This window comes from Paraburkholderia aromaticivorans (assembly GCF_002278075.1).
Lineage (GTDB): Bacteria > Pseudomonadota > Gammaproteobacteria > Burkholderiales > Burkholderiaceae > Paraburkholderia > Paraburkholderia aromaticivorans.
The window spans coordinates 570,304-591,044 of sequence record NZ_CP022991.1 but is presented as its reverse complement, the minus strand read 5'-3'; the positions used below and the strand labels follow the sequence as shown (position 1 = coordinate 591,044).

The 20,741-nt window shown below is 60.9% G+C and carries 15 protein-coding genes and 6 pseudogenes; 15 read left to right on the top strand and 6 right to left on the bottom strand.

Translation table 11 applies throughout. From position 1 onward, the window contains the following. Positions 1 to 137 precede the first annotated feature (137 nt). The 7 genes and pseudogenes from CJU94_RS35735 to CJU94_RS35710 all read left to right on the top strand — a co-directional run. Complete coding sequence (locus tag CJU94_RS35735; protein WP_157763858.1) at positions 138 to 599, top strand: MFS transporter; 462 nt, start codon at positions 138 to 140, stop codon at positions 597 to 599. 23 nt (positions 600 to 622) lie between these two features. Continuing rightward, entirely contained in the window at positions 623 to 1,369 is a 747-nt protein-coding gene (locus tag CJU94_RS35730; protein ID WP_157763857.1) for an MFS transporter, read from the top strand. Between the two features lie 21 nt (positions 1,370 to 1,390). Further along, on the top strand, positions 1,391 to 2,581 hold the full coding sequence (gene argE / locus CJU94_RS35725) for an acetylornithine deacetylase (RefSeq protein ID WP_095423336.1): 1,191 nt from the start codon (positions 1,391 to 1,393) through the stop codon (positions 2,579 to 2,581). A 70-nt stretch (positions 2,582 to 2,651) separates the two neighbouring features. Then, positions 2,652 to 2,798: a hypothetical protein gene (locus tag CJU94_RS41510; protein ID WP_167397612.1), complete on the top strand. Its 147-nt coding sequence runs from the start codon at positions 2,652 to 2,654 to the stop codon at positions 2,796 to 2,798. Further along, positions 2,755 to 5,740: pseudogene (locus tag CJU94_RS35720) on the top strand (Tn3 family transposase). Before CJU94_RS41510 ends, CJU94_RS35720 begins: the two are co-directional and overlap by 44 nt. Before the next feature lie 101 nt (positions 5,741 to 5,841). After that, a pseudogene (locus tag CJU94_RS35715) lies at positions 5,842 to 6,207 on the top strand (cation:proton antiporter domain-containing protein); the annotation flags it as partial. Between the two features lie 61 nt (positions 6,208 to 6,268). After that, positions 6,269 to 6,418 (top strand): annotated as a pseudogene (locus tag CJU94_RS35710) (universal stress protein); the annotation flags it as partial. 79 nt (positions 6,419 to 6,497) lie between these two features. Here CJU94_RS35710 and CJU94_RS35705 read toward each other — a convergent pair. From CJU94_RS35705 to CJU94_RS42065, 3 genes are read right to left on the bottom strand one after another with little or no spacing between them, the layout of a single operon-like run. Beyond that, positions 6,498 to 7,118 (bottom strand): hypothetical protein, encoded by a 621-nt coding sequence (locus tag CJU94_RS35705; protein WP_095423335.1) that lies wholly within the window; start codon positions 7,116 to 7,118, stop codon positions 6,498 to 6,500. Between the two features lie 36 nt (positions 7,119 to 7,154). Further along, the gene (locus tag CJU94_RS35700; protein ID WP_095423334.1) at positions 7,155 to 9,659 is read right to left on the bottom strand and encodes a cation-translocating P-type ATPase; all 2,505 of its coding nucleotides are present in this window, start codon (positions 9,657 to 9,659) and stop codon (positions 7,155 to 7,157) included. A gap of 44 nt (positions 9,660 to 9,703) precedes the next feature. Continuing rightward, a complete protein-coding gene (locus CJU94_RS42065; protein WP_095423333.1) occupies positions 9,704 to 10,177 on the bottom strand; it encodes a hypothetical protein in 474 nt (157 codons plus the stop codon). Positions 10,178 to 10,443: 266 nt separating this feature from the next. On the opposite strand from CJU94_RS42065, the gene CJU94_RS35690 reads away from it, so the two are divergent. Then, the gene (locus CJU94_RS35690) at positions 10,444 to 10,920 is read left to right on the top strand and encodes a CreA family protein (protein WP_095423434.1); all 477 of its coding nucleotides are present in this window, start codon (positions 10,444 to 10,446) and stop codon (positions 10,918 to 10,920) included. A 37-nt stretch (positions 10,921 to 10,957) separates the two neighbouring features. Here CJU94_RS35690 and CJU94_RS35685 read toward each other — a convergent pair whose 3' ends face one another. After that, positions 10,958 to 11,449, bottom strand: a complete 492-nt coding sequence (locus CJU94_RS35685) for a hypothetical protein (RefSeq protein WP_095423332.1) — start codon at positions 11,447 to 11,449, stop codon at positions 10,958 to 10,960. A 938-nt stretch (positions 11,450 to 12,387) separates the two neighbouring features. Here CJU94_RS35685 and CJU94_RS35680 point away from each other — a divergent pair. Further along, positions 12,388 to 13,261: pseudogene (locus tag CJU94_RS35680) on the top strand (ADP-polyphosphate phosphotransferase). A gap of 143 nt (positions 13,262 to 13,404) precedes the next feature. Next, a complete protein-coding gene (locus tag CJU94_RS35675) occupies positions 13,405 to 14,409 on the top strand; it encodes a patatin-like phospholipase family protein (RefSeq protein ID WP_095423331.1) in 1,005 nt (334 codons plus the stop codon). A 2-nt stretch (positions 14,410 to 14,411) separates the two neighbouring features. Here the strand turns inward: CJU94_RS35675 and CJU94_RS35670 are convergent. Then, positions 14,412 to 14,819: pseudogene (locus tag CJU94_RS35670) on the bottom strand (STAS domain-containing protein); the annotation flags it as partial. Between the two features lie 69 nt (positions 14,820 to 14,888). Here CJU94_RS35670 and CJU94_RS35665 point away from each other — a divergent pair. The 3 genes and pseudogenes from CJU94_RS35665 to CJU94_RS41100 form a co-directional block, all read left to right on the top strand. Then, positions 14,889 to 15,215, top strand: a pseudogene (locus CJU94_RS35665) (tyrosine-type recombinase/integrase); the annotation flags it as partial. 138 nt (positions 15,216 to 15,353) lie between these two features. After that, on the top strand, positions 15,354 to 15,623 hold the full coding sequence (locus tag CJU94_RS35660; protein WP_095423329.1) for a DUF1488 family protein: 270 nt from the start codon (positions 15,354 to 15,356) through the stop codon (positions 15,621 to 15,623). A gap of 779 nt (positions 15,624 to 16,402) precedes the next feature. Continuing rightward, positions 16,403 to 16,588: a hypothetical protein gene (locus CJU94_RS41100; protein WP_157763856.1), complete on the top strand. Its 186-nt coding sequence runs from the start codon at positions 16,403 to 16,405 to the stop codon at positions 16,586 to 16,588. Positions 16,589 to 16,803: 215 nt separating this feature from the next. Here CJU94_RS41100 and CJU94_RS35650 read toward each other — a convergent pair whose 3' ends face one another. Further along, complete coding sequence (locus CJU94_RS35650) at positions 16,804 to 17,748, bottom strand: AraC family transcriptional regulator (protein ID WP_095423328.1); 945 nt, start codon at positions 17,746 to 17,748, stop codon at positions 16,804 to 16,806. A 185-nt stretch (positions 17,749 to 17,933) separates the two neighbouring features. Here CJU94_RS35650 and CJU94_RS35645 point away from each other — a divergent pair, with 185 nt between their 5' ends. Beyond that, entirely contained in the window at positions 17,934 to 18,395 is a 462-nt protein-coding gene (locus CJU94_RS35645; RefSeq protein ID WP_095423327.1) for a (2Fe-2S)-binding protein, read from the top strand. Between the two features lie 2 nt (positions 18,396 to 18,397). Then, positions 18,398 to 20,605, top strand: a complete 2,208-nt coding sequence (locus CJU94_RS35640; protein WP_095423326.1) for a xanthine dehydrogenase family protein molybdopterin-binding subunit — start codon at positions 18,398 to 18,400, stop codon at positions 20,603 to 20,605. The last annotated feature ends 136 nt before the right edge of the window (positions 20,606 to 20,741 follow it).

Genomic DNA, 20,741 nt, shown 5'->3' with positions numbered 1-20,741 from the left:
GATGGCGTAGCACGTCTCTCTTCCCGTTACCTTTCGTAGGTCCGACCATGAACACGCATGCTTCCCGAGCGCACGACACTCGGGCTCGCCCCGGCGCGTCTATCGCAACTACACCGACCCGCGCTCGGCGAGCCGTGATGGCGGCATCGCTTGGCAATATCCTGGAGTGGTACGATTTCGTGTTGTATGCGTACTTCTCCCCCCAAATCGCGCATCACTTCTTTCCGGCCGCCAGTGAGACGACGTCGTTCTTAGTCGCCACTGCCACGTTCGGCGTAGGTTTTGTGGCGCGGCCACTGGGAGCGATCGTGCTCGGCGCCTACGGTGACCGGGCTGGCCGCAAGGCGGCGTTGCTGTGGGTGATTGTTATGATGTCGATCGGCACTGCTCTGATCGGCGTGACTCCAGGCACTGAAGCGGCAGGCGTAGCCGCCTCGGTGTTGATCGTCGTCGCGCGGGTGCTGCAAGGCTTTGCGTCGGGAGGTGAATGGGGCGGTGCGACGAGCTTTATTGTCGAACATGCCCCGCCCAACCGGCGAGGTCTCTACGGCAGTTGGCAGCAGGCCAGCCTTGCCGTGGCGTTGCTGCCGGATCCCTGAGCGCGGGGACGCTGACGTGGCTGATGTCGCCCGCTACGCTGGCTGACTGGGGGTGGCGCCTGCCGTTCGTGGCGGGGGCGGTGCTGATCGGTGCGTTCGGCTTTTGGCTGCGGCGCAATGTCGAGGACTCCCCGTGCGCCGTGGCACATGATACCCACGCGGCACCGATCCGCACCGCGCTGCGCGAGCACGGCTGCGTGTTGAGCATCGGCAGCCTGTTCACGATCGGCTGGACGGTTACCAACTACCTGTACCTGCTTTACATGCCGATCTACCTGACACGTACGCTCGGCCTACCCGCGTCGCAGGCACTCGTGGCCGCAAGCCTGCAGATCGCCTGCTTCATGATTTTGTCGCCGGTCATCGGCCTTCTCTCGGATCGCTGGGGGCGTCGCCCCATGATGACAGTGGGCGCGCTATGCGTGTTGCTCGGCACCTATCCGCTATTCGCTTTCATGACGGCGCAACCGCATCTCGGTCAGATTATCGGCGCCGTGTGCGTGTTGGCCATTTTTATGGCGACGCTGACCGGGGCAGCACCCGCTTGGCAGGCCGAGCTGTATCCGTCGGTAATACGCACCACGTCGATATCGCTCAGCTACAACTTTGCCGTCACCATCTTCGGCGGCTTCGCCCCGTTCGTGGCGACCTGGCTAATCGGCATGACGGCGGACGCGCTCTCGCCGACTTGGTATATCGCTGGCGGCGCCCTCGCGAGCCTGGTCGCAGTACGCCTTTCACGCGAGACAGCGCATGTACCGTTGCGCTAATGCACAAGAACGGAGACCCATATGACGTTTCAGACGATATCCGGATCAATGCCGCCGTCCGGGGCCGCACTCGATTGGATCGGTCGGCTAATCGCCTTCGACACGACAAGCCGCAATTCCAATCTCGGTCTGATCGAAATGCTGCGCGACACTTTGCTCGATTGGGGCATAGATGCCTGGCTCGATCATGACGCTAGCGGTGCGAAGGCAAACCTATTCGCCACTTTGCCCGCAGAGGACGGTAACACGCTGGACGGCCTGGTCCTGTCTGGGCATACCGACGTGGTCCCCGTCGACGGCCAGGACTGGCGCAGCCCGCCGTTCAAACCCTCGATCCGCGATGGTCATCTGTATGGCCGTGGCGCGTGCGACATGAAGGGTTTTATCGGAACAGTAATGAGCCAGGTGCCACAGTGGTGCGCTACACCGCCGCGACACCCGGTGCATCTGGCGTTTACCTACGACGAAGAGGTCGGATGTCTTGGAGTGTCAACGCTGCTGGCTGCGATTTCCCGCCGAGGCATCCGCCCGCGGGGATGCATCGTTGGTGAACCGACCGGCATGCAGATGATCGTGGCACACAAGGGAATAAATATCTACCGTTGTTGCGTGCAGGGGCACGCGGTGCATTCGTCACTCACGCCGCGTGGCGTCAATGCTATCGAATACGCGGCCCGTATAATCTGCCGGATTCGCGACATCGCGGACGAGTTCGCTCAGCATGGCCCGTATGACGAGGGCTTCGACGTGCCGTTTAGCACAGCCCAGGCGGGCACTATTGCTGGAGGCATTGCCCTGAACACGGTGCCCCAAGCATGTGAATTCGTCTTCGAGTTCCGCAACCTGCCGGGAGTGGATGCCGACGCGATATTTGCGCGCATCGAGGCCTATGCCAACGAGACGTTGGTGCCGGAGATGCGGCGGGTGCATAGCGAAGCGAATATCGATTTCACATGCATCGGTGCACCACCGGCGATGCAAGCAGACGACACCGGAGCGCTGGTATGCCACCTCCGGGCGATTGCCCCCAACATGACGTGGAATAAGGCGTCGTATGGCACGGAGGCCGGTTTCTTCCAGCGTGCCGGAATTCCAACAATCGTGTGCGGGCCGGGACATATTGCTCAAGCACATCAGGCCGATGAGTTCATTGCGCTCGACCAGATTGCACATTGTGAAGATTTTTTGGACAAACTGGTGCGCTCGCTTTAACGCGAACTAGTTATGCCTCTTCGCGCCGTTCGACGATTTGTCGCGCGGCACAATCGACTGGCTCATGGGAATGAATGGCACCGACCTTGCCGATGCGGTCTTGTCGAGCACGCTCAAGCTGCCGCAGCGCGAACCGACAGATGACGTACCGCAAGCCATTCGCGGGCTGATCCATGAGCCAGATTCACGAAACCGCTTACCCGGCATTGCCCGCTGATCTCGGTGAGACGGAGCTGCGCACGGTTTATACGCCGAGCGTTGCCGAAATCCGGTTCGTCTTTGACCAGTTCCGCCAAGCACCCACGCGCGTGCTGATTCTCGTGCAACTGAAGCTGCTGCAGCGTCTCGGGTACATGCCGGTGGTCTCGGACGTGCCACCAGCGATCATCGACCACATGTGCACGGTACTCGGCGGCCGCCCGCTACCGCGCACAAACCTCTCGCACTACGACCGCTCGGGCAGCAAATCCCGGCACCAGAAAATCCTGCGCGAGTACGTGCGGATCCAACCCGTCGATCGCGCGGCGAATGATTGGCTCGCGCGGGTGGCAGCCTATGCGGCCCGGACCAAGGCAGAGTTGCCGGACATCATCAACGTGATGCTCGAGGGACTCGTGCGGCGCCGTTTCGAGCTGCCGCCGCTCGCGACACTCTCCCGGATTGCCGGCCATGCGCGCAGCCAGTTGCACGAAGAAATCTACCGCGCCTTTGTCGAATCGCTCGATGACACACGGAAAGCCCGACTCGACGATCTGTTTCAGGTCCGCCGCGGCCGAACATTCTGGGACGAGCTCAAGCGCGAGCCGAAGCGACCCGGGCCGCGCGAGGTCGCAAGCTTTCTCGAGCATATCGAGGCGATGAACGCGTTGGCCGACGGCATGCCGGTCGTACCCGACATGCTGACAGTGCCGAAGCGGACGCAGTTCGTTGTCGAGGCCCGCGCGCTCGACGTCCACGAGATGCGGGCGCTCAAGCCTTCAAAGCGCTATGCGCTTGCTGTGTTGTTCGTTCTCGCGCAGCGGCAAAAGGCGCTCGACGATGTCGCGGAGATTTTCATCAAGACCGTGCGCAACCTCGAGAACGCCGGCAAGCTGCGACTTCAGCAGTACCAACTCGCGCACACCGACCAATTACAGTCACTCGTCAGCCAGTTCCGTGACGTCCTGAACGTGCTGCAGGATGACGAAACGCCCGCGGCCGTGCGCATCGCGCAGATGCGTACCGCATTGAACGATGATCCCGATGCCGTTCTGATTCGCTGCAACGAGCATATCGCCCAGGCCGGGAATCACATTTTTCCGTTCCTGCTCATACCGTACAGGAATCTGCGCTCACTGCTGTTCCAGTGCGTGGAAAATCTGTCCCTGAAGGCGAGCTAGCAGGACGATGCGCTGCTCAGGGCACTCGACTGACTCAAGATGTACCGGTCGTCGCGGCGCGAGTACCTGTTGCTCAGCGACACCGATCTCGCGCAGTTGCCGCTCGACTGGATTCCCGAGAAATGGAAGCGATGCGTCCTTCCGGACGGTCTGTCCGCAGCGCTTGCTGCACCGCAAGTATTTCGAGCTGTGCGTGTTTAGCCAGATCATGCGGGAACTGAATTCGGGGGATGTCTACGTAGAGGGCAGCGATCAGTACGACGACCCAAGCGTGCACCAAGTCTCCTGGGATGAATTCCGCGAGGAGCTGTCGCGCTACCGCGCACTCGTCGATTATTCGGTCGACAGGCACACGTTTGTGCAGCAGATGAAGGATGAACTCGGCGCGCTCGCCGACCAAGTCGACGCCGGTTTCCCGGAAAACGATCACGTCGAAATCAGCGAGGAACACGGCCTCATCCTGCACCGTCTGGAGAAAAAGCCCGATCCGCCAAACAAATCCCTGATCGTTCAAGCGATGGAGGCGACGATGCACCCCGTCAGCATCCTGGATATCCTCACTGAAACGGAACAGTGGCTCGACCTGCATCGTCTGTTCGGACCACTTTCCGGATTCGAGGCGAAGATCGACGAGCCGCGCAAACGCTTCATCACGACGCTATTCTGCTACGGCTGCAATCTTGGGCCAACGCAGACGGCATGGTCAGTCAAGAATCTCAGCCGCAAGCAGGTCGCGTGGCTGGATCTGGAATACGTGACCGAGGATCGCCTCGACAAGGCGATCGTGAAGGTCATCAACGCATGCAACCAGTTTGCACTACCGAAATTTTGGGGTTTTGGCAAACGCGTCTCGGCTGACGGCACGAAGTGGATTCTGTACGAGCAGAATCTGCTGTCCGAATATCACATCCGGTACGGCGGCTACGGTGGGATCGGCTACTATCACGTGTCGGACAAGTACATCGCGCTGTTCAGCCATTTCATCCCGTGCGGTGTGCACGAGGCCGTCTACATTCTCGATGGCCTGATCAAGAACGCGTCCGACGTACAGCCCGACACCGTGCACGGCGACACGCACGCGCAGAGCGCGCCGGTGTTCGCGCTCGCGCACCTGCTCGGCATCAAGCTCATGCCGCGCATCCGTGACATCAAGGACCTGACGTTCTTCAAGGCCGATCGGCGCCGACGCTACAAGAACATCGAGTCGCTGTTTCGCGCGAGCATCGACTGGGCCCTGATCGAGCGGCACTTTCCGGACATGCTGCGTGTGGCGATTTCGAACAAGGTGGGACGGATGACGCCGTCGACGATCCTGCGGCGCCTAGGATCCGAGAGCGTGAAGAACAAGCTGTACTTCGCGTTCCGCGAGCTCGGCCGCGTGATCCGCACGACGTTCCTGCTGCGGTACATCAATGACCCGGAAATGCGCCAGACCATTCACACGGCAACGAACAAGAGCAAGCAGTTCAACGATTTTGCGAAGTGGCTGATGTTCGGGGGCGAGGTCATCGCCGAGAACGTCCGGCACGAGCAGCGCAAGGTCATCAAGTACAACCAGCTCGTCGCGAACATGGTGATCCTCTACAACGTCCAGTGAATGTCGCGGCGGCTCAAAGTTCTGCAGGAGAAGGGGCTGCCGGTCGACGTCGAGGTGCTGCAGGCGCTCTCGCCGTACCGGAAGGACCACATCAACCGCCTCGGGTCCTATCTCCTGGATCTTCAGCGGAGGGCGCCGCCCCTTGATCCAAACATCGATTTCTATTTCGAATCAGCAGCTTAAGGCCATTTTGGCGAAAAATTAACGAATCCCGGCCGACCCTCGTAATCTTTCTGACGATCCTTGATATTGCTACCGGTCGGAGTGATCCGAGCGTTGCCGGCGTGTCGTGGTCTTTTATCCAGGAAACGCTTGGCGGTATCTTGCTTGGCTGGCTTCTTGGTTGGATTGTGCTTCGCCTGCTTCGCAAGATCGACGACTATCAGGTCGAGGTTCTGCTTTCCATCGCGCTATGCATGGGTTCGTACGCACTCGCCGACGCGGTTCATATGTCAGGGCCGATCGCCGCGGTCGTCGCCGGGCTGTTCCTGGGCAACAATGAACGGAACCTGGCGATGTCCGAGCAGACGCAAGCGTATCTAGAGACGTTCTGGCAACTGATCGACGAGATTCTAAACAGTTTGCTGTTCCTGCTGATCGGGCTGGAAATTCTCGCGATCAGGGAGACTGGAACCTATCTTGTCCTCGGACTGGTAGGCATTGCGTGCGTATTGGTCGGGCGCTGCATCAGCGTCCTGATCCCGATCAGGATGGCATACGGATCTCGTAGTCGTCGGTACACACGGCCGGCGCGGCCTCTCCCGCTGGTTTCTCGGAAGCGTCGCAGGCCGAACAGCTCGCATCACTCAAACGCCGCTGTTGATGGTTCGTTCCCGGCTGAATTCTTCATCTTTACCTTGACGCATGCAGCAACTGATCCACTATTCATGGATTCTATGGGTTCACCTGCGTGATGCAAGCGGCAGCGCGGTTACGTTAGTCACGTATGGGCATTCTCGCCGGGCCGGGGGCGCCTGAAGTGGAGCCTGTGCTCGTTAAGTGCAGCGCTCCAGTCGATTCGCATCAGGACGAAGACGAGGCACAGCAATGCCAGTTGGGTGACGACGAAGTAGGCCCCCAGGTACCCTCCCTCGAGATCCAATTCCGGGTCCAGGTACGAGTGCGCGACCTGCGCAAAATGTGTCCAGGCCGCATAGCTCGCGAGGCGTCCGAAAAAGAACGGCACACCGATGAGCCATAGCCTCAGCCCGGTTAGCCCGTACGCGATGAACAGATAGTTCGATGGAAATGGACTGAATGCATACAGCAGCAGCACACCGGCAGTCACCGCCTTCCTCTTTTCGAGCCACGCCTTCACGACATCGATGTTTTGCCGGTCCGCGTCGCGCATCAGGTGGCCGCGTACGAGCCATCCGGAGCATCGCGCGAGAATAAGGCGCCCCATTGTCGCGGCACAGGCGGCAATCACTGCGAGCAGGAATGGGTTCTGGTCTGGCTGGTTGAATCCTATCCACGACATTGCCATCCAGGTGGGAGGGGCGAAGGCCGGAATGATGTTGAGCAGCAAAATGGCTGCGAAGAGTACCGCCATCGAGATCACAGGAACATTCTCCAGGTTTTCCTGCCATCTGCACCGTCAGGCGCTCAGCAACGCAACCAGTCCAAACAGTCGCGCCAGGGCAGGAACGGTCATGAGAAGCAGAAGCGCCGCGCCGGTGACACCTGGAACAACCCAGAGGTAGCGATTCTGCTGACGTGCGCGGACCCCAGTCTGTGGAAATAGTCGGATCACAAAGATCAACGCCACATTGCACGCCACAAGCGCCACGAATGACAATGTGCGAGCGAAAGGAAGGTCGTAACCGTGAGTCAGCAAGCCCGCATATAGACCGAGCACCAGCATGGCGGCTAGCGCGCCTGCCATCGCCCCTTGTCCCAACGCGCGGTTCGACAGCAGGCGCGCGCCGGCACGGCGCGGTGGCAAACGCATCAGGTTCTCGCGTTCAGGCTCGTTCTCGAACACGACCGAGCAGACGGGATCGATCACCAGTTGCAGAAAAACGACGTGAACCGGCGCCAACATCGGCGGCCAGCCAACAAGAACCGGAAACATGGTGGCGGCTATCATCGGAATGTGAACGGCAACCGTGTAGCTGATCGCCTGCACGAGATTTGCGTAGATACGCCTTCCTAGCCGGATTGCCGACACGATCGGCGCGAAGTCGTCACGCAGCAGGACCAGCGAGGCGACCTCGCGCGCAACTTCGGCGCCGCGCAACCCCATCGCAATGCCGATGTGCGCCGCCTTAAGTGCGGGCGCGTCGTTCACACCGTCGCCCGTCATCGCGACCACCTGGCCACTCTCCCGGAGCGCGTTGACGAGCCTTAGCTTCTGCTCCGGTTTGACGCGGGCGAATGCATCAACGTTCTTTATGGCATCGCGAAGTTGTGCGTCGTCCATCGCTGACACTTCCTGCCCAGTCACGATTCGCGTGCCGTCGATGCCGACCTCGGCCGCAATAGCCCGCGCCGTCGATGGATAGTCGCCGGTGATCATCACCACGCGGATGCCGGCTGCCTGACATTCCGCGATAGCGCCCGCGACCTCCGGACGGACAGGGTCTAATAGACCGACCAGCCCCACGAAAGAGAACTCGAAGTCATGCTGCTTTTCCGGCCAGTCGGGATGTGAGTGCCGTGCCTTGGCCACCCCCAGCACCCGCAGTCCGCCCGACGCCATCTGCGCGGCCTGATCGAGGACAGTCTGCGTTTCCCGCTCCTCCAGGTGACACAAAGCACAGACCGCCTCCGGCGCGCCCTTGCAGGCCACTGCGTGATGGTCGAGTTCTGGCGTGTGCCATGCGTGGGACATGGCCGGCAACTCCGGTGTCAGCGCGTACTCATGAACCAGCAACCAGTCCTTGTGGAGACGTCCGGTGCCGGCGAGTCCAACCCGGCCTGTTTCGTGAAATGCCCGCTCCATGGGATCGACCGGCTCGATTTCGCTGGCGAGCACCAGATATTCGATGAGTTCGTGATATGTCTCGTCAATACGCTGAGTGGCCTGATCGATGACTTGCCGCTTTCCTTGCGCGAAGAGCACGCTCACGGACATGCGGTTTTGCGTCAGTGTGCCCGTCTTGTCGACGCACAGCACCGACGTCTGGCCAAGGGTTTCGATGGCGCTCATACGGCGTGTTAGTACGCCTTCGTTGGCGATGCGGCGAGCCCCTAGTGCCATGAACACGGTCAGTATCACCGGAATCTCTTCGGGAAGAATCCCCATGGCCAGCGTGATCCCGGCGAGCACGCCCGGGAGCCATTCCCCGGAGCGCCAGCGATAAGCCGCGACCAGCAGCAGACACAGTGCGATCGCAGCCAGCGCAAAGCGATTGACGAAGGTTCTCGTCTCCAGTTGCAACGGCGAGCGTGCTTCCGTGATGCCGGTCAACGACTTGCCAATGCGACCGAGCGTCGTATTCGGCCCGGTCGCAGTCACGATCATCTGCCCCTGACCCTGCACCACCATTGACCCGAAATAAAGCTGCCCGCCAGGATCCTCCTCCGGAAGTGCATTGGCTCGCGCCACCGACTTGTTCACCGAAACGGACTCGCCTGTCAGCAGCGACTCGTCTACGCTCAGCTCGTGAGCCTCCATCACGGCGCCGTCAGCGGGCACGCGTGCGCCTTCGTCGACGAAAACCACGTCGCCGGGCACTAGTTCAGAAGCGGAAACGAGTTGCCGCTGTCCATCTCGAAGTACCTGCGCGCGGGGCGCAGACAGTTCGCGAAGAGAGTCGAGAACCTGCGCGGTGCGGTGACTTTGAAAAACCGTGAGAAAGACAATCCCCATCACGAACGCGAGGAGCGTCAGCGCTTCCGAAACGTCCCCGAGCACGAAATAGATACCGCTCGCAGCGAGCAACAGAAGGAACATGGGCTCACGGACTACCTCCGACAGGGTCTGCCACCAGGTGCGCCGCGCCGTTGAGTCCACGACGTTGCGGCCGAAGCGGGCACGCTGCTCGTCCACCCGTGCGCTCGACAGCCCCCGCTTCCTGTCGGCGTGCCCGACCGGTGGTGACAATTCGCCGTGGGCAGGGACTACGTCCGGGACAGGCTCAACGGGATTTGTCTGCATTCTGGTGTCGGTCAGTACGCGGATTGCGAAACGGAACAGGCCGCTCAGGGGCGGCCCGAATCTGGACAGCTTTTGCAGATGTGCACGACTCCGTGACGATCCGGATCGTGCCAGTAGAAACGCAATTCAGCTCCGCCACGTGCGGGCACCTGGACCCTTCTGGTTTCCGTGATGTGACGCCTTTGCGCCCCAATCTGATAGCGCCCTGCAGGTAGACGGACAAAGAGGAACGGTCCCTCTGTCCGAACGGTCAGGACTCGCCGTCCGGCTCCCGACGTTATCGTTACATCGACGTCGGACAGATAGCTCCCTGCCTTCGACGCGAATGTCATGCGAAGGTTATACCTTGGAGCTGCGGCGCGAAATGCCTGAACTTCATCTTGGCCCACACCACCGGTTATATACGAGACGCCGTTTTGCGAAGCGGGTTGCGGCAGCGATTGCGCGAGCGCAGCGCCACTTGCCCAGGCGCAGAACATGAGAGGTAGAAGCAATGAAACGCGGGCGTTCACGAACATGGTAATTCTCGATATGCGAACTTTCTGGCGGCGCAGGCGACCGAAGCTGTGATTTGCCGTCGCGTGGACAAGGAATGGTCAATCCCCTACCGAAAGACGCCCTGTGCAAACCGCAGACCCATTTTCAGAATGACGCCAGGCGAACACGCCGGCGTTGACCTGCATCAAGCAGCTGACTTCCGGGTGAAATAGCCTGAACTCAGCGATCCGTTGTTGCAGCGTTGTGCGGGCCGAAGATCTGAGTGTCGGATGCCCGGAGGTGGATGATGATCAAGCTGTTTCCAGGGCGGTGGAGCATCCTGGGTGCGCTGCTGATATTTTCGTCTTCCATTGTCATAGCCAAAGAGCTGGCGACCATCGAAACGCATACCCAGCGATATGGCTCTCACATCGCCATTTCGGCTTACGACGATCCCCTTGTGAAAGGCGTGACCTGCTATGTCTCAGAGTCGCATTCCGAGGGCGCACTGGGAAGTGGACGCATCACCCATGGGACGAACTCGACAGCTTCCTGCCATCAGACAGGCAACATCCGCATTGCCGGAACTGTTCCCAGGCAGGCGCAGGTATTCACGGCAGAGTCAGATCCAACTTTCGACTCGCTCCATATAATCCGGGTACTGGACACTGAACGTCACTCGCTTGTCTATTTCACGTACAACGAAGACGAGGCTGCAGGAGACTTGCCGGGCCGCATCTATGTGATCCGGTTGCCAGCAGGTCCCAGGATGCCCGCCAGATAGGTAAGTGCTCGTGCCGACTTCGCCGGGACGTTGGGAATCAGAACTGCTGATCCACGTCGAAGCTGGCTTTCACGGCCTTTGATTCATTCTTCTGCGTGACAGTGAGGCTTACGTGATATACGCCTCGCCAACGCATGTCGAAGTAGTTTCCGTAGGTGACCGAGTCACCGATCACCATGGGGCGGAGCCGCTTTGTGACGGGGCGTGAATGGGCGTTGCCTTTTGGCCCCTTGGGTCCCTTGACCGTAGCAACCACGGTCGCATCTTTGATGCGTTCGTCGGTGTTGCTACGGAAGAGCGCGACCACCAGGTGATAACTCGACGATCCTGGGGTGGTCTCAGCGCCTTTTTGGGAGGCATCGGCGCCTCGCTCGACCATTTGCGCTTTCGTAGCAGGCATCACGCCGTAGTGGACCCTCAAGCCGTTTTCCGTGATGCTTTGCGTTGGCTCATCCGCATATGCCGCAGCAGCTGTGGCAGCGAGCAGGCTGATCACGCTTGCCATAATCAATGTAACGCCTCGATGCATTGCACACCTCCACAAACTTGTCGCGCCTGATTGCTGCCGACCGGGATCAACCCCTCCAAGCAGGATGCGTGGCTCAGCGAACCCGGCTTTGGTTTTCCGTCGCTCGCAGGAGACTTCGCTTGTGGTTGACCGGTTTGGGCCGCACGCAAAGGTCGCTGCTCTCACTGGTATCCTGCATGGTCTTCCCCGCCTGCGTGCGCGCCCTTGATCAAGGTCAACCTTCACTGTGCGCGTCGCCATGAATCCGATCACGCAAATTCAGACCGGAGAGATAACGACGAGTGCAGGTCTGGAAAACCGGAAACGGTCCTTCAAATGGAAGGGCCGCCGAACAGGTTGATATAGGTCAATCCCCTGGCACGCGATCACGACTACCGTAAAGATCAGTTGCTGCGAGCCCGGACTGCATCGCCGTCGACGGATCCACCGCCCCGCCAGACCTGACATGCGAAATGCTGGTACTAAATTGGCTCCTGCCGCGCGGATGTAACTGCCATGAACTCCACTCCGTTCGGCGTACGGGGACTCCCCATAGGTCAGGGCGGGGATTGCCCATCCTCGTATAGTCTTTGCGATCGGAGTCGCTCTTGGTGCAATACGCATCCTGGTGCTGGTGTCGCATCTCGGCGTAACTGCCTCCGTGGTACTGGACACGCCAATCATGCTTACGGCCAGTTGGAAGGTTGCTCAACGGAGCGTGCAGTGGTTCAATCTGCAACGCCGATAGGCGTAGTCGTCTTCTGATTGGGATCGTGGGCTTCATCGTTCTCGTGGTCGCAGAACCTGGTGTCGCTGTATTCGCATTCGGTGAATCTCCGGCACGGTATGTTTCGGGTATCGCGTCGATCGCTAAAGGGATCGGCTTTGCGGCACAGATCTGCGTTGCCGGATTCCCCTGGCGACAAGCCTACCGACCTTGAGCGGTTACGAGGATCAACATGGAGATCAGTTCGGGGGATTTTCGTGTCCCGGAAGGCGGAAGGGTCAAGCTCGACAAGTGGCCAACGAAAGTGGCGCCCGTGTACAGGTCTCGGGAACACTACCAGCAATTGCGCGGTGAGCATGTCGCCCGCCTGAGCTCTCTGCAGCAGTTGGTCTATGCCTTCAACCGCTATGCTGTTCTGCTTATCTTCCAGGCGTCGGGAGCGGCCGGCAAGGATGGCGCCATCAAGCATGTCATGTCCGGCGTGGACCCGCAGGGTTGTCAGGTTTTCAGCTTCAAACATCCCAGCCCCATTGAGTTGCAGCACGACTTACTTTCTCTGCCGCACCACGCGCGATCTGCCAGAGCGCGGGCGAATCGGCATCTTCAACCGGTCCTACTACGAGGAGGTGTTGATTGCCCGCGTCCATCCCGAGATTCTTCGTAACGAGGGCCTGCCGGATGCACTGCTCGACGAGAAGGCCGTGTGGTATGACCGCTTTCGTTCGATCGTGGACCCGGAGTTACACCTTTCCGGGAACGGCACGCGGATCGTCAAGTTCTACCTTCAGATCTGGAAGGAAGAGCAGCGCAAACGCTTCCTGCAACGCATAGACGACCCTGAAAAGAACTGGAAATTCAGTGTTGCCGATGTCGAGGAACGGCAGTACTGGAACCAGTACATGAATGCCTATGGGGAATGCTTCAATGCAACCAGCACCCAGCGTGCCTCCCTGGTACATCGTGCCGGCCGACGACAAGGAGAACGCCAGGCTGATCGTGTCGAGGATCGTATCGAGACGCTTGACGAAATTGAAATGACCTATCCGAAGGCAAGCGCTGACCGCAGAAGGGAATTGCAGTCAATTCATGCGCTGCTCGAGAAATGAGGAACGGAAATTGAGCGAAGTCAGGACTACAAGCGGGGCCCGCTCCGGAAGTGCGGTAAGTGAGTGCCATCCACCCACTTGGAAGTGGGTCATGCTCAACCATCGCGACTTTAATCGACGCTCGATGACCTGGCGGTGTCGCCATGTCTAGCATGCTTACGGCAATCGTCTTGCAGGGCGGCGGTGCACTGGGAGCTTATGAATTCGGCGCAATCAAAGCCATCTTCCAGCGCCAGAACTTCCGCTCGCATGTGATAACCGGCGTATCGATCGGCGCTCTGGCCGCGGCTGTCCTCGCCGGAGCAAAGGGCGATCCTCTTGAAACCCTTGAAGAAATGTGGGACAGATTTTCCGTCTCCACTCTTCCGGCGATGCCCGGACTGGACGCATGGTTGGCGATGTTCGGCGCGCACGGAATGATCCGCATGGCCCCGAGTTTTCTCCTGGCGCCGTTGATCGCCACCAGTATTATGGACATGGCACCGCTAAGAGAATGGCTGACGGAGTCGGTAGATTTCGACAGGCTGAACGCAAGTGCGACGCGAGTAATCATCACCGCGGTGAATGCCACGACCGGCGCCTATGAGGAATTTGATAACAGGGACGGCTTAACTGTCGATCATGTCATCGCGAGCGCGAGTTTGCCACCGGCATTTCCGATGACTTTCATCGACGACAAGCCGTATTGGGATGGTGGCCTTGTCTCCAACACTCCGTTGCGGTGCGCCATCAACGCGCTGGAGCAGATCGACGCCGACGATCCCGACGTAAAACGCGAACTGATCGCGATGGATGCAAGTCATATCTCGCCGTCGACACCTCAAACGATGTCGGACGTAGTGGGCCGTCTGTTGCAGATCTATTTCTTTGGAAAACTGCGGCTCGATCTCAAGCTTTTCGAACAGTTCAACGGCTATCTCGATCTGATTGAACATCTCGATCAGGAACTGCCGACAGCGAGCCCGTTGCGTCAACACCCGGCGTACAGACGCTTGATGGCGCACCGGAAAATCGACCGCTTCGTGCTGATATCCAGCGATGGGCAGGAATCGATTGGTGCGGCAACTGACTTTTCCCGTTCGTCCACACGACGCCGGATCGAGCGCGGCTACCGGGATGCAATTCGCACCTTGAGTTCCGGCGAATGATCAAGCCTGGAGAGCATGTCAGCAGCGGTAACGTCAATATCGGTGATCGGCTCCGCGGCAACGACCAGCCATTCAGGTGGCTGCGCCGCTTGTGCGATATCCCGTCGCACGTGCTGGCTAAAAGTCTCCGCATTCGCGAAAAAGGGTGGCGCATCCCAGCGAATCAGCAGAAGGCCGGGAACCTGTTTTGCTTCAGGGTGTCGTACAACATCGTGATAACCAGGCCCCCCCTCGATCTTGCCCAGAATGGCGTCGTAAGGGTGTCACGCGCGCCAGACAAATGACAGCAGCGACAGGCCAATAGCAATGAAGATGCCCTGCACGACACCAACCATGAGAACGCCTGCGAAGCAAACAGTGGACAGCGCGAACTCGCTGCGGCGCATTCGATAAAGACGTGTCACTCGTTTTCAAGGCTCCTGACTGCAGGTTATGCCATGACATCGGACTATCCCGGCCGTACGCGAACGCGGTCCGCTCCGCTCGTGCTGCCGCTGGGCAGATCGATGAAGCCGCTCACGCGCGCCGCACTGCATACGATCGTCAAGGGCATCTTTGCCGGCGCCGCCGAACGGCTCCGGTTGCGCGGCGACGGCTTCACGGCACAGGCAGATCTGCTCGATCACGCCTCCGCTCACTGGTTGCGCCATACGGCAGGTTCCCACATGGCCGACGGCGGCACCGATCTGCGTACCGTGCGCGACAACCTGCGTCACGCGTCGTTAACGAGCACGAACCCCTACCTGCATGCGCCCGATGACCAGCGTCACCGCGAAACCGAGGAAAAGCACCGCATCGACTGGTAAACCCTTCAGGAACCACGCCCCCGGGGTCGGCCGACGCCTCACAGCACTGACGCCTATATGACCAGCCCGATGCTCAAACCGCATCGCGTATGCAAAAACCCTGTCAACGCGCTCAATACCGTTGCCCTCTGACTGCCCATGGAAACCGTCGAAGTTGAACCACACGTGCTCGCCAACCGCCGCGGCGTGGCGTTTGGCCTCGAACGCCCGAACAGCATGGTCGAATGCGTGATCACGATCGCCACACTGGAAATCCATTTCTGGCTTGAACCCGGGGCCAGTGACGCCCGGATCATGAAGACCTTCCGGGACGGGTATGGCCGCATCCGGGCAATCGCCGAGCGCAAGCTGCTCGTCCATCCGGCCGCACGTCCTGAACTCACACCGGACGATTTTGCGCGTCCCTGATCGCGGGCTGCCGGCAACATGAGATAAGCGGAAAGAGGCTCACAGTCCTGTCTCCACAAGATAGCTGCTTCGTTACAGACTGATTGCTGGCGAAGCCGGGTATGGCTGCGAACAAGGCAGGCCGTTAGTTGCGTGCATGGCTCGGGCCTGGTGAATGCTCATATTTGCGGCGATATGCTTCGCATCGGCACGCGAATCGCGTGCTGTGCAATGAGGCCCGGGCACCGAGGGTTAAGGCGGGTCCACACGACGGGAACGATCCTCTGCCCGGCTATCTGGAGATCGACTTCGTCGAGCATTGCAGCGGCGTCAAGTGCGATTGCGATTTCGGGCATAGCCGGGTGATGACCGATATCGCGACCGGCTAATCCGAATGTCTGGCGATGCCATCTCGTAACCATGCATTCGTCAGCGAGCACGTTGAGCGTGTACGGACCGCACTGCCATTTCCACTGCGTGGCCTCGACAGCGGCCGGCCAAGATGATTGTCGGTGTGCCAGGAAGGAAAGCGACCGTACGTCGCTCTACGTAATTCACGAGGCTCTTCAGGTTGGCGGGCTGCTGTCGTCTGCTTGGGTATTACAGGGAGAAGCCGGGAACGTCGGTGAGAAGCTGCTCGCGCTTCAACCTCCTGGCCCGGATGTTAGCTCTGCAGGCTCGATTGAAAGCAGTACACGCCTTCGAGGCGCGTTCGAAGTCGACGGACCGCAGCTTCTGATCGCGATGCCGGTTGCCCTCGCCCTTGCCATGACTCACCTAGCGGCAGAGGACTGCCCATCATGAGCACGCTCGACGTCAACGTCCGTGAGTACGAGGTGGACGCCGCCCCGGGTACCCCGATTCACTGGGGCCATGCGCGACAGATCGGGAATGACGGACACGACGAAGAGCGGCTGCCGCACAACGCTGCGCGGCACCTGTATCGGGCATCTGGACGGGAGCTCAATTCGAGGCTTCACCATTGACTGATTCGCCGGTTTGCAGAAAGCTGTTCCCGAACTTGGCAAAATTCGTTGCGGACGTCTGTGACGCACGGACCGGCGTCGTATCGGAAAAAGCGTGCGCGACATCGCGTCCTGATAACGCCACCATTTCCGCTTCCTGGTGGTTCAGAGCGCGTGATCGTCCGCCGGGTTGCCAGGCTGCATCACCCGGTCATTAACTTCATCAAAGCGCCGTCCTACTCTCCATACCCCACGCCGTTCCGGCGCCGCAACTGCACTACATCACGAAGTGGAGGCGCCCCGAACAGCCGGCTATATTCGCGGCTGAACTGCGAAGGACTGTCATACCCAACCCTGATTGCCACGGACCCGACATCCCCGTTCTGTCCGAGCAATAATCTCCGGGCCTCGTGCAACCGCAGTTGCTTCTGATACTGCACCGGACTCAGCGTCGTGACGTTCTTGAAGTGATGGTGGAGCGAAGACACGCTCATGTTCACCTGCTGCGCCAGGATCTCTACCCGCAAAACCTCGGTGTAGTGATTCTGGATCCACTCTATCGCCCGCGCGATCCGGTACGTCGGGCTCCCGTTCACGGCGATGTGCCGCAGCCGCTTGCCCTGCTCGCTTGTCATGAGCCGGTAGACCAATTCCTTCTCGATGAGTGGCGCGACAACAGGGATGTCACCCGGAGTATCGAGCAAACGCACGAGCCGCAACGTCGCATCGAACACCGGCGCCGACAGCAAACCCACGGTGATGCCTTCGCCCACCGATACGGCACCCGGCTCGGGCAGATGCAGTTGCGTCGCGAGTTCGGCGATGCACTGCAAATCAAGCGTGAGCTTCACGCACAGATAAGGCGCGTCGGACGACGCCCGCGTGACCTGCGACGTCATCGGCAAATCGACGGACGTCACCAGGCAATGCAGATGATCGTAGTCGTAAGCCTGCCCCGCGACCACGACCCGCTTGGCGCCTTGCGCCGCAAATACGAATGCGGAGTTCGCCACACCGCAGCCGAGATCCGCTGGCGCGGAGTATCGATAGAAGGTCAGCGAAGGAATTGCCGTCTGATGCGCGCCGTCCACTGGCGCGAAGCGACTGACGAGCGCGGCGAGTTCGCGGCGTGCCGCTTCGCGCGATGCCGACGGATTGAACCGGGGAAAATTCTCTTCCATGTGCACTGAACTCCATTGACGGAATCGAGCATACCCAACCGCTACCGGGCAGCCACCGCCCACCGGCTCGATTTGCAGGATTGTTCAATATTTTTGCAGGATTGTGCAAGCGCAACGCCGCGCGGTCCGTCACACTGCCGCGTACACCCGGCGCCAAGTCCGGGCTTTCCCCACGGAGAGGTTTCATGTCTACATCGTTTGTCCTCAACGGCAAGAACGTTACGCTCGATGCCGATCCCACCACACCGCTCCTCTGGGCCATCCGCGAGAACGCCGGCCTGCACGGCACCAAGTTCGGCTGCGGCATGGCGCAATGTGGCGCCTGCACGGTTCATCTGGACGGCGAAGCCACCCGTTCGTGCGTGCTGCCGCTCGCGGCCGTCGCGGGTAAGCGCATCACGACCATCGAAGGCATTGAAAGCCGGCCCGCGAAAGCCATCCAGACCGCATGGGTCAAGCTGCAGGTGCCGCAGTGCGGATACTGTCAGTCTGGACAGATCATGTCCGCGACGGCTCTGCTCGAACGCAACGCCACGCCGACGGACGCCGATATCGACGCCGCGATGAACGGCAATCTGTGCCGCTGCGCCACCTATGCGCGCATCCGTGCGGCCATTCACGAAGCCGCTGCCACCCTGAAGGCCTGACCATGACGACCGACCTTGACCTCACGGAGGCGGTACGCCCGTCCCGCCGTTCCTTTCTGAAAGCAGCCGGCGCAGTCGCGGCAGTCGGCCTCGCCATCGGCTTCGAGTGGGTGGGCACGGGCCGCCGCGCGTTCGCCGCCACGACGCCTGAGGCGGCGTTCGCACCCAACGCGTTCCTGCGCGTCGCGCCGGACAACAGCGTGACGGTCATCGCGAAGCACGTCGAGATGGGCCAGGGCGCGTACACCGGTATCGCGACGATCGTCGCCGAAGAGCTGGATGCGAACTGGCAGGACGTACGTGTCGAAAGCGCACCTGCCGACGCGAAGCGCTACGCCAATCTCGCGTTTGGCATGCAGGGTACGGGCGGCAGTTCGGCGATGGCCAACTCGTGGATGCAACTGCGCGAAGCCGGCGCGAAAGCGCGTGCGATGCTGGTCTCCGCCGCCGCGACGCAGTGGCAGGTGCCCGCAAGCGACCTGACGACGCGCGACGGCAGCGTCCACCACGCAGCCACGAACCGGACCGCGACCTACGGCTCGCTCGCGTCGGCCGCGGCCCGGTTACCGGTGCCGGACAAGGTCGCGCTCAAGTCGCCGAAGGATTTTCGTTTGATCGGCCATCAGGTGCCGCGCGTCGACGTGCCTCCGAAAACCGATGGCTCCGCGCAGTTCACGCTCGACGTGACGTTTCCCGGCATGCTCGTCGCGCTGCTGCAGCGTCCGCCGCTCTTCGGCGCGACGGTCAAGTCGTTCGACGCGTCGGCTGCGAAAGCGGTGCCGGGCGTCGTCTCGGTCGTGCAGGTGCCGGGCGGCGTCGCGGTGGTCGCGAAGGGCTTCTGGGCTGCGAAGCAGGGCCGCGACGCGCTGAAGATCGAATGGGACGATTCGAAGGCCGAGAAGCGCAGCTCGGACGCGATCATGGCCGAATACCGGCAGCTCGCCGAGCAACCCGGCGCATCCGCCCGCAAGGACGGCGATGCGACGCGTGCGCTCGCGGGCGCAGCGAAGAAGGTCTCCGCCACCTACTCGTTCCCGTATCTCGCTCACGCGCCGATGGAGCCGCTCGACGCTGTCGTCAAGCTCACTGCCGACAGTTGCGAGATCTGGGCCGGCGACCAGTTCCAGACGGTCGATCAGGGCAACGCCGCGCGCACAGCCGGACTCGATCCGCAGCAGGTGAAGATCCACACGCTGTATGCGGGCGGCAGCTTCGGGAGGCGCGCAAACGCGTGGTCGGACTATATCGTCGAGGCCGTATCGATCGCAAAGGCGCTGGGCGCGAACGGCACGCCTGTCAAGCTGCAGTGGACCCGCGAAGACGACATCCACGGCGGTCTCTACCGGCCGATGTGCTTCCACAAGCTCGACGCGGGCCTGACTGCGGACGGCAAGCTCGTCGGCTGGCGGCACCGGATTGTTGGCCAGTCGATCCTCGCCGGCACGCCATTCGCGAGCGTCATGATCAAGAATGGGATCGACGCGACGTCCGTCGAGGGGGCCGCTAACGTGGCCTACGCGATCCCGAACATCTCGGTCGAACTGACCACCACACAGACAGGTGTGCCGGTGCTGTGGTGGCGGGTGGTCGGCAGCTCGCATACGTCATTCGCGGTCGAGGCGTTCATCGACGAAGCCGCGCACGCCGCCGGCAAGGACCCGTTCGTTTTCCGCCGCGATCTGCTCGAGCACGAACCGCGCATGCGGGCCGTGCTCGAACTCGCCGCGCAGAAAGCCGGCTGGGACCCGGCCAAACCGTTGCCCAAAGGCCGCGGGCGTGGCATCGCGGTGGCCGAAGCGTTCAAGACTTTCGTCGCGCAGGTCGCGGAAGTCTCCGTCGACAAGGACGGCAACGTGAAAGTGGAACGCGTCGTCTGTGCGGTGGATTGCGGCACGCCGATCAATCCCGACGTCATCGCCGCACAGATGGAAGGCGGTATCGGTTTCGGCCTTGGCGCGGCGTTGCACAGCGCAATCACGCTAAAGGACGGCAAGGTCGAGCAGAACAACTTCGACGCCTACCAGGTGTTGCGGATTGCTGAAATGCCGAAGGTCGACGTGCACATCGTGCAGTCGGGCGAAGCGCCCACCGGCGTCGGCGAGCCGGGTGTCGCGCCAGTCGGGCCGGCGGTGGCGAACGCGATCTTCGCGGCCACCGGCAAACGGCCGCACAGCCTGCCGTTTCCGGCCGCTGCGAATAAGAGCGCCTGACGGCCGTTTCTTCGGGACCGTTCGGTGCCAGGTGTTCGTCCTCTCCTACGCGACGGGTGACGTCGCGCAGGACAGGGCGTGGATCGGGTCGTGCTCGGCGCAAAGAGGCAGTGGGAACATTCGCCCAAGCTGCGCC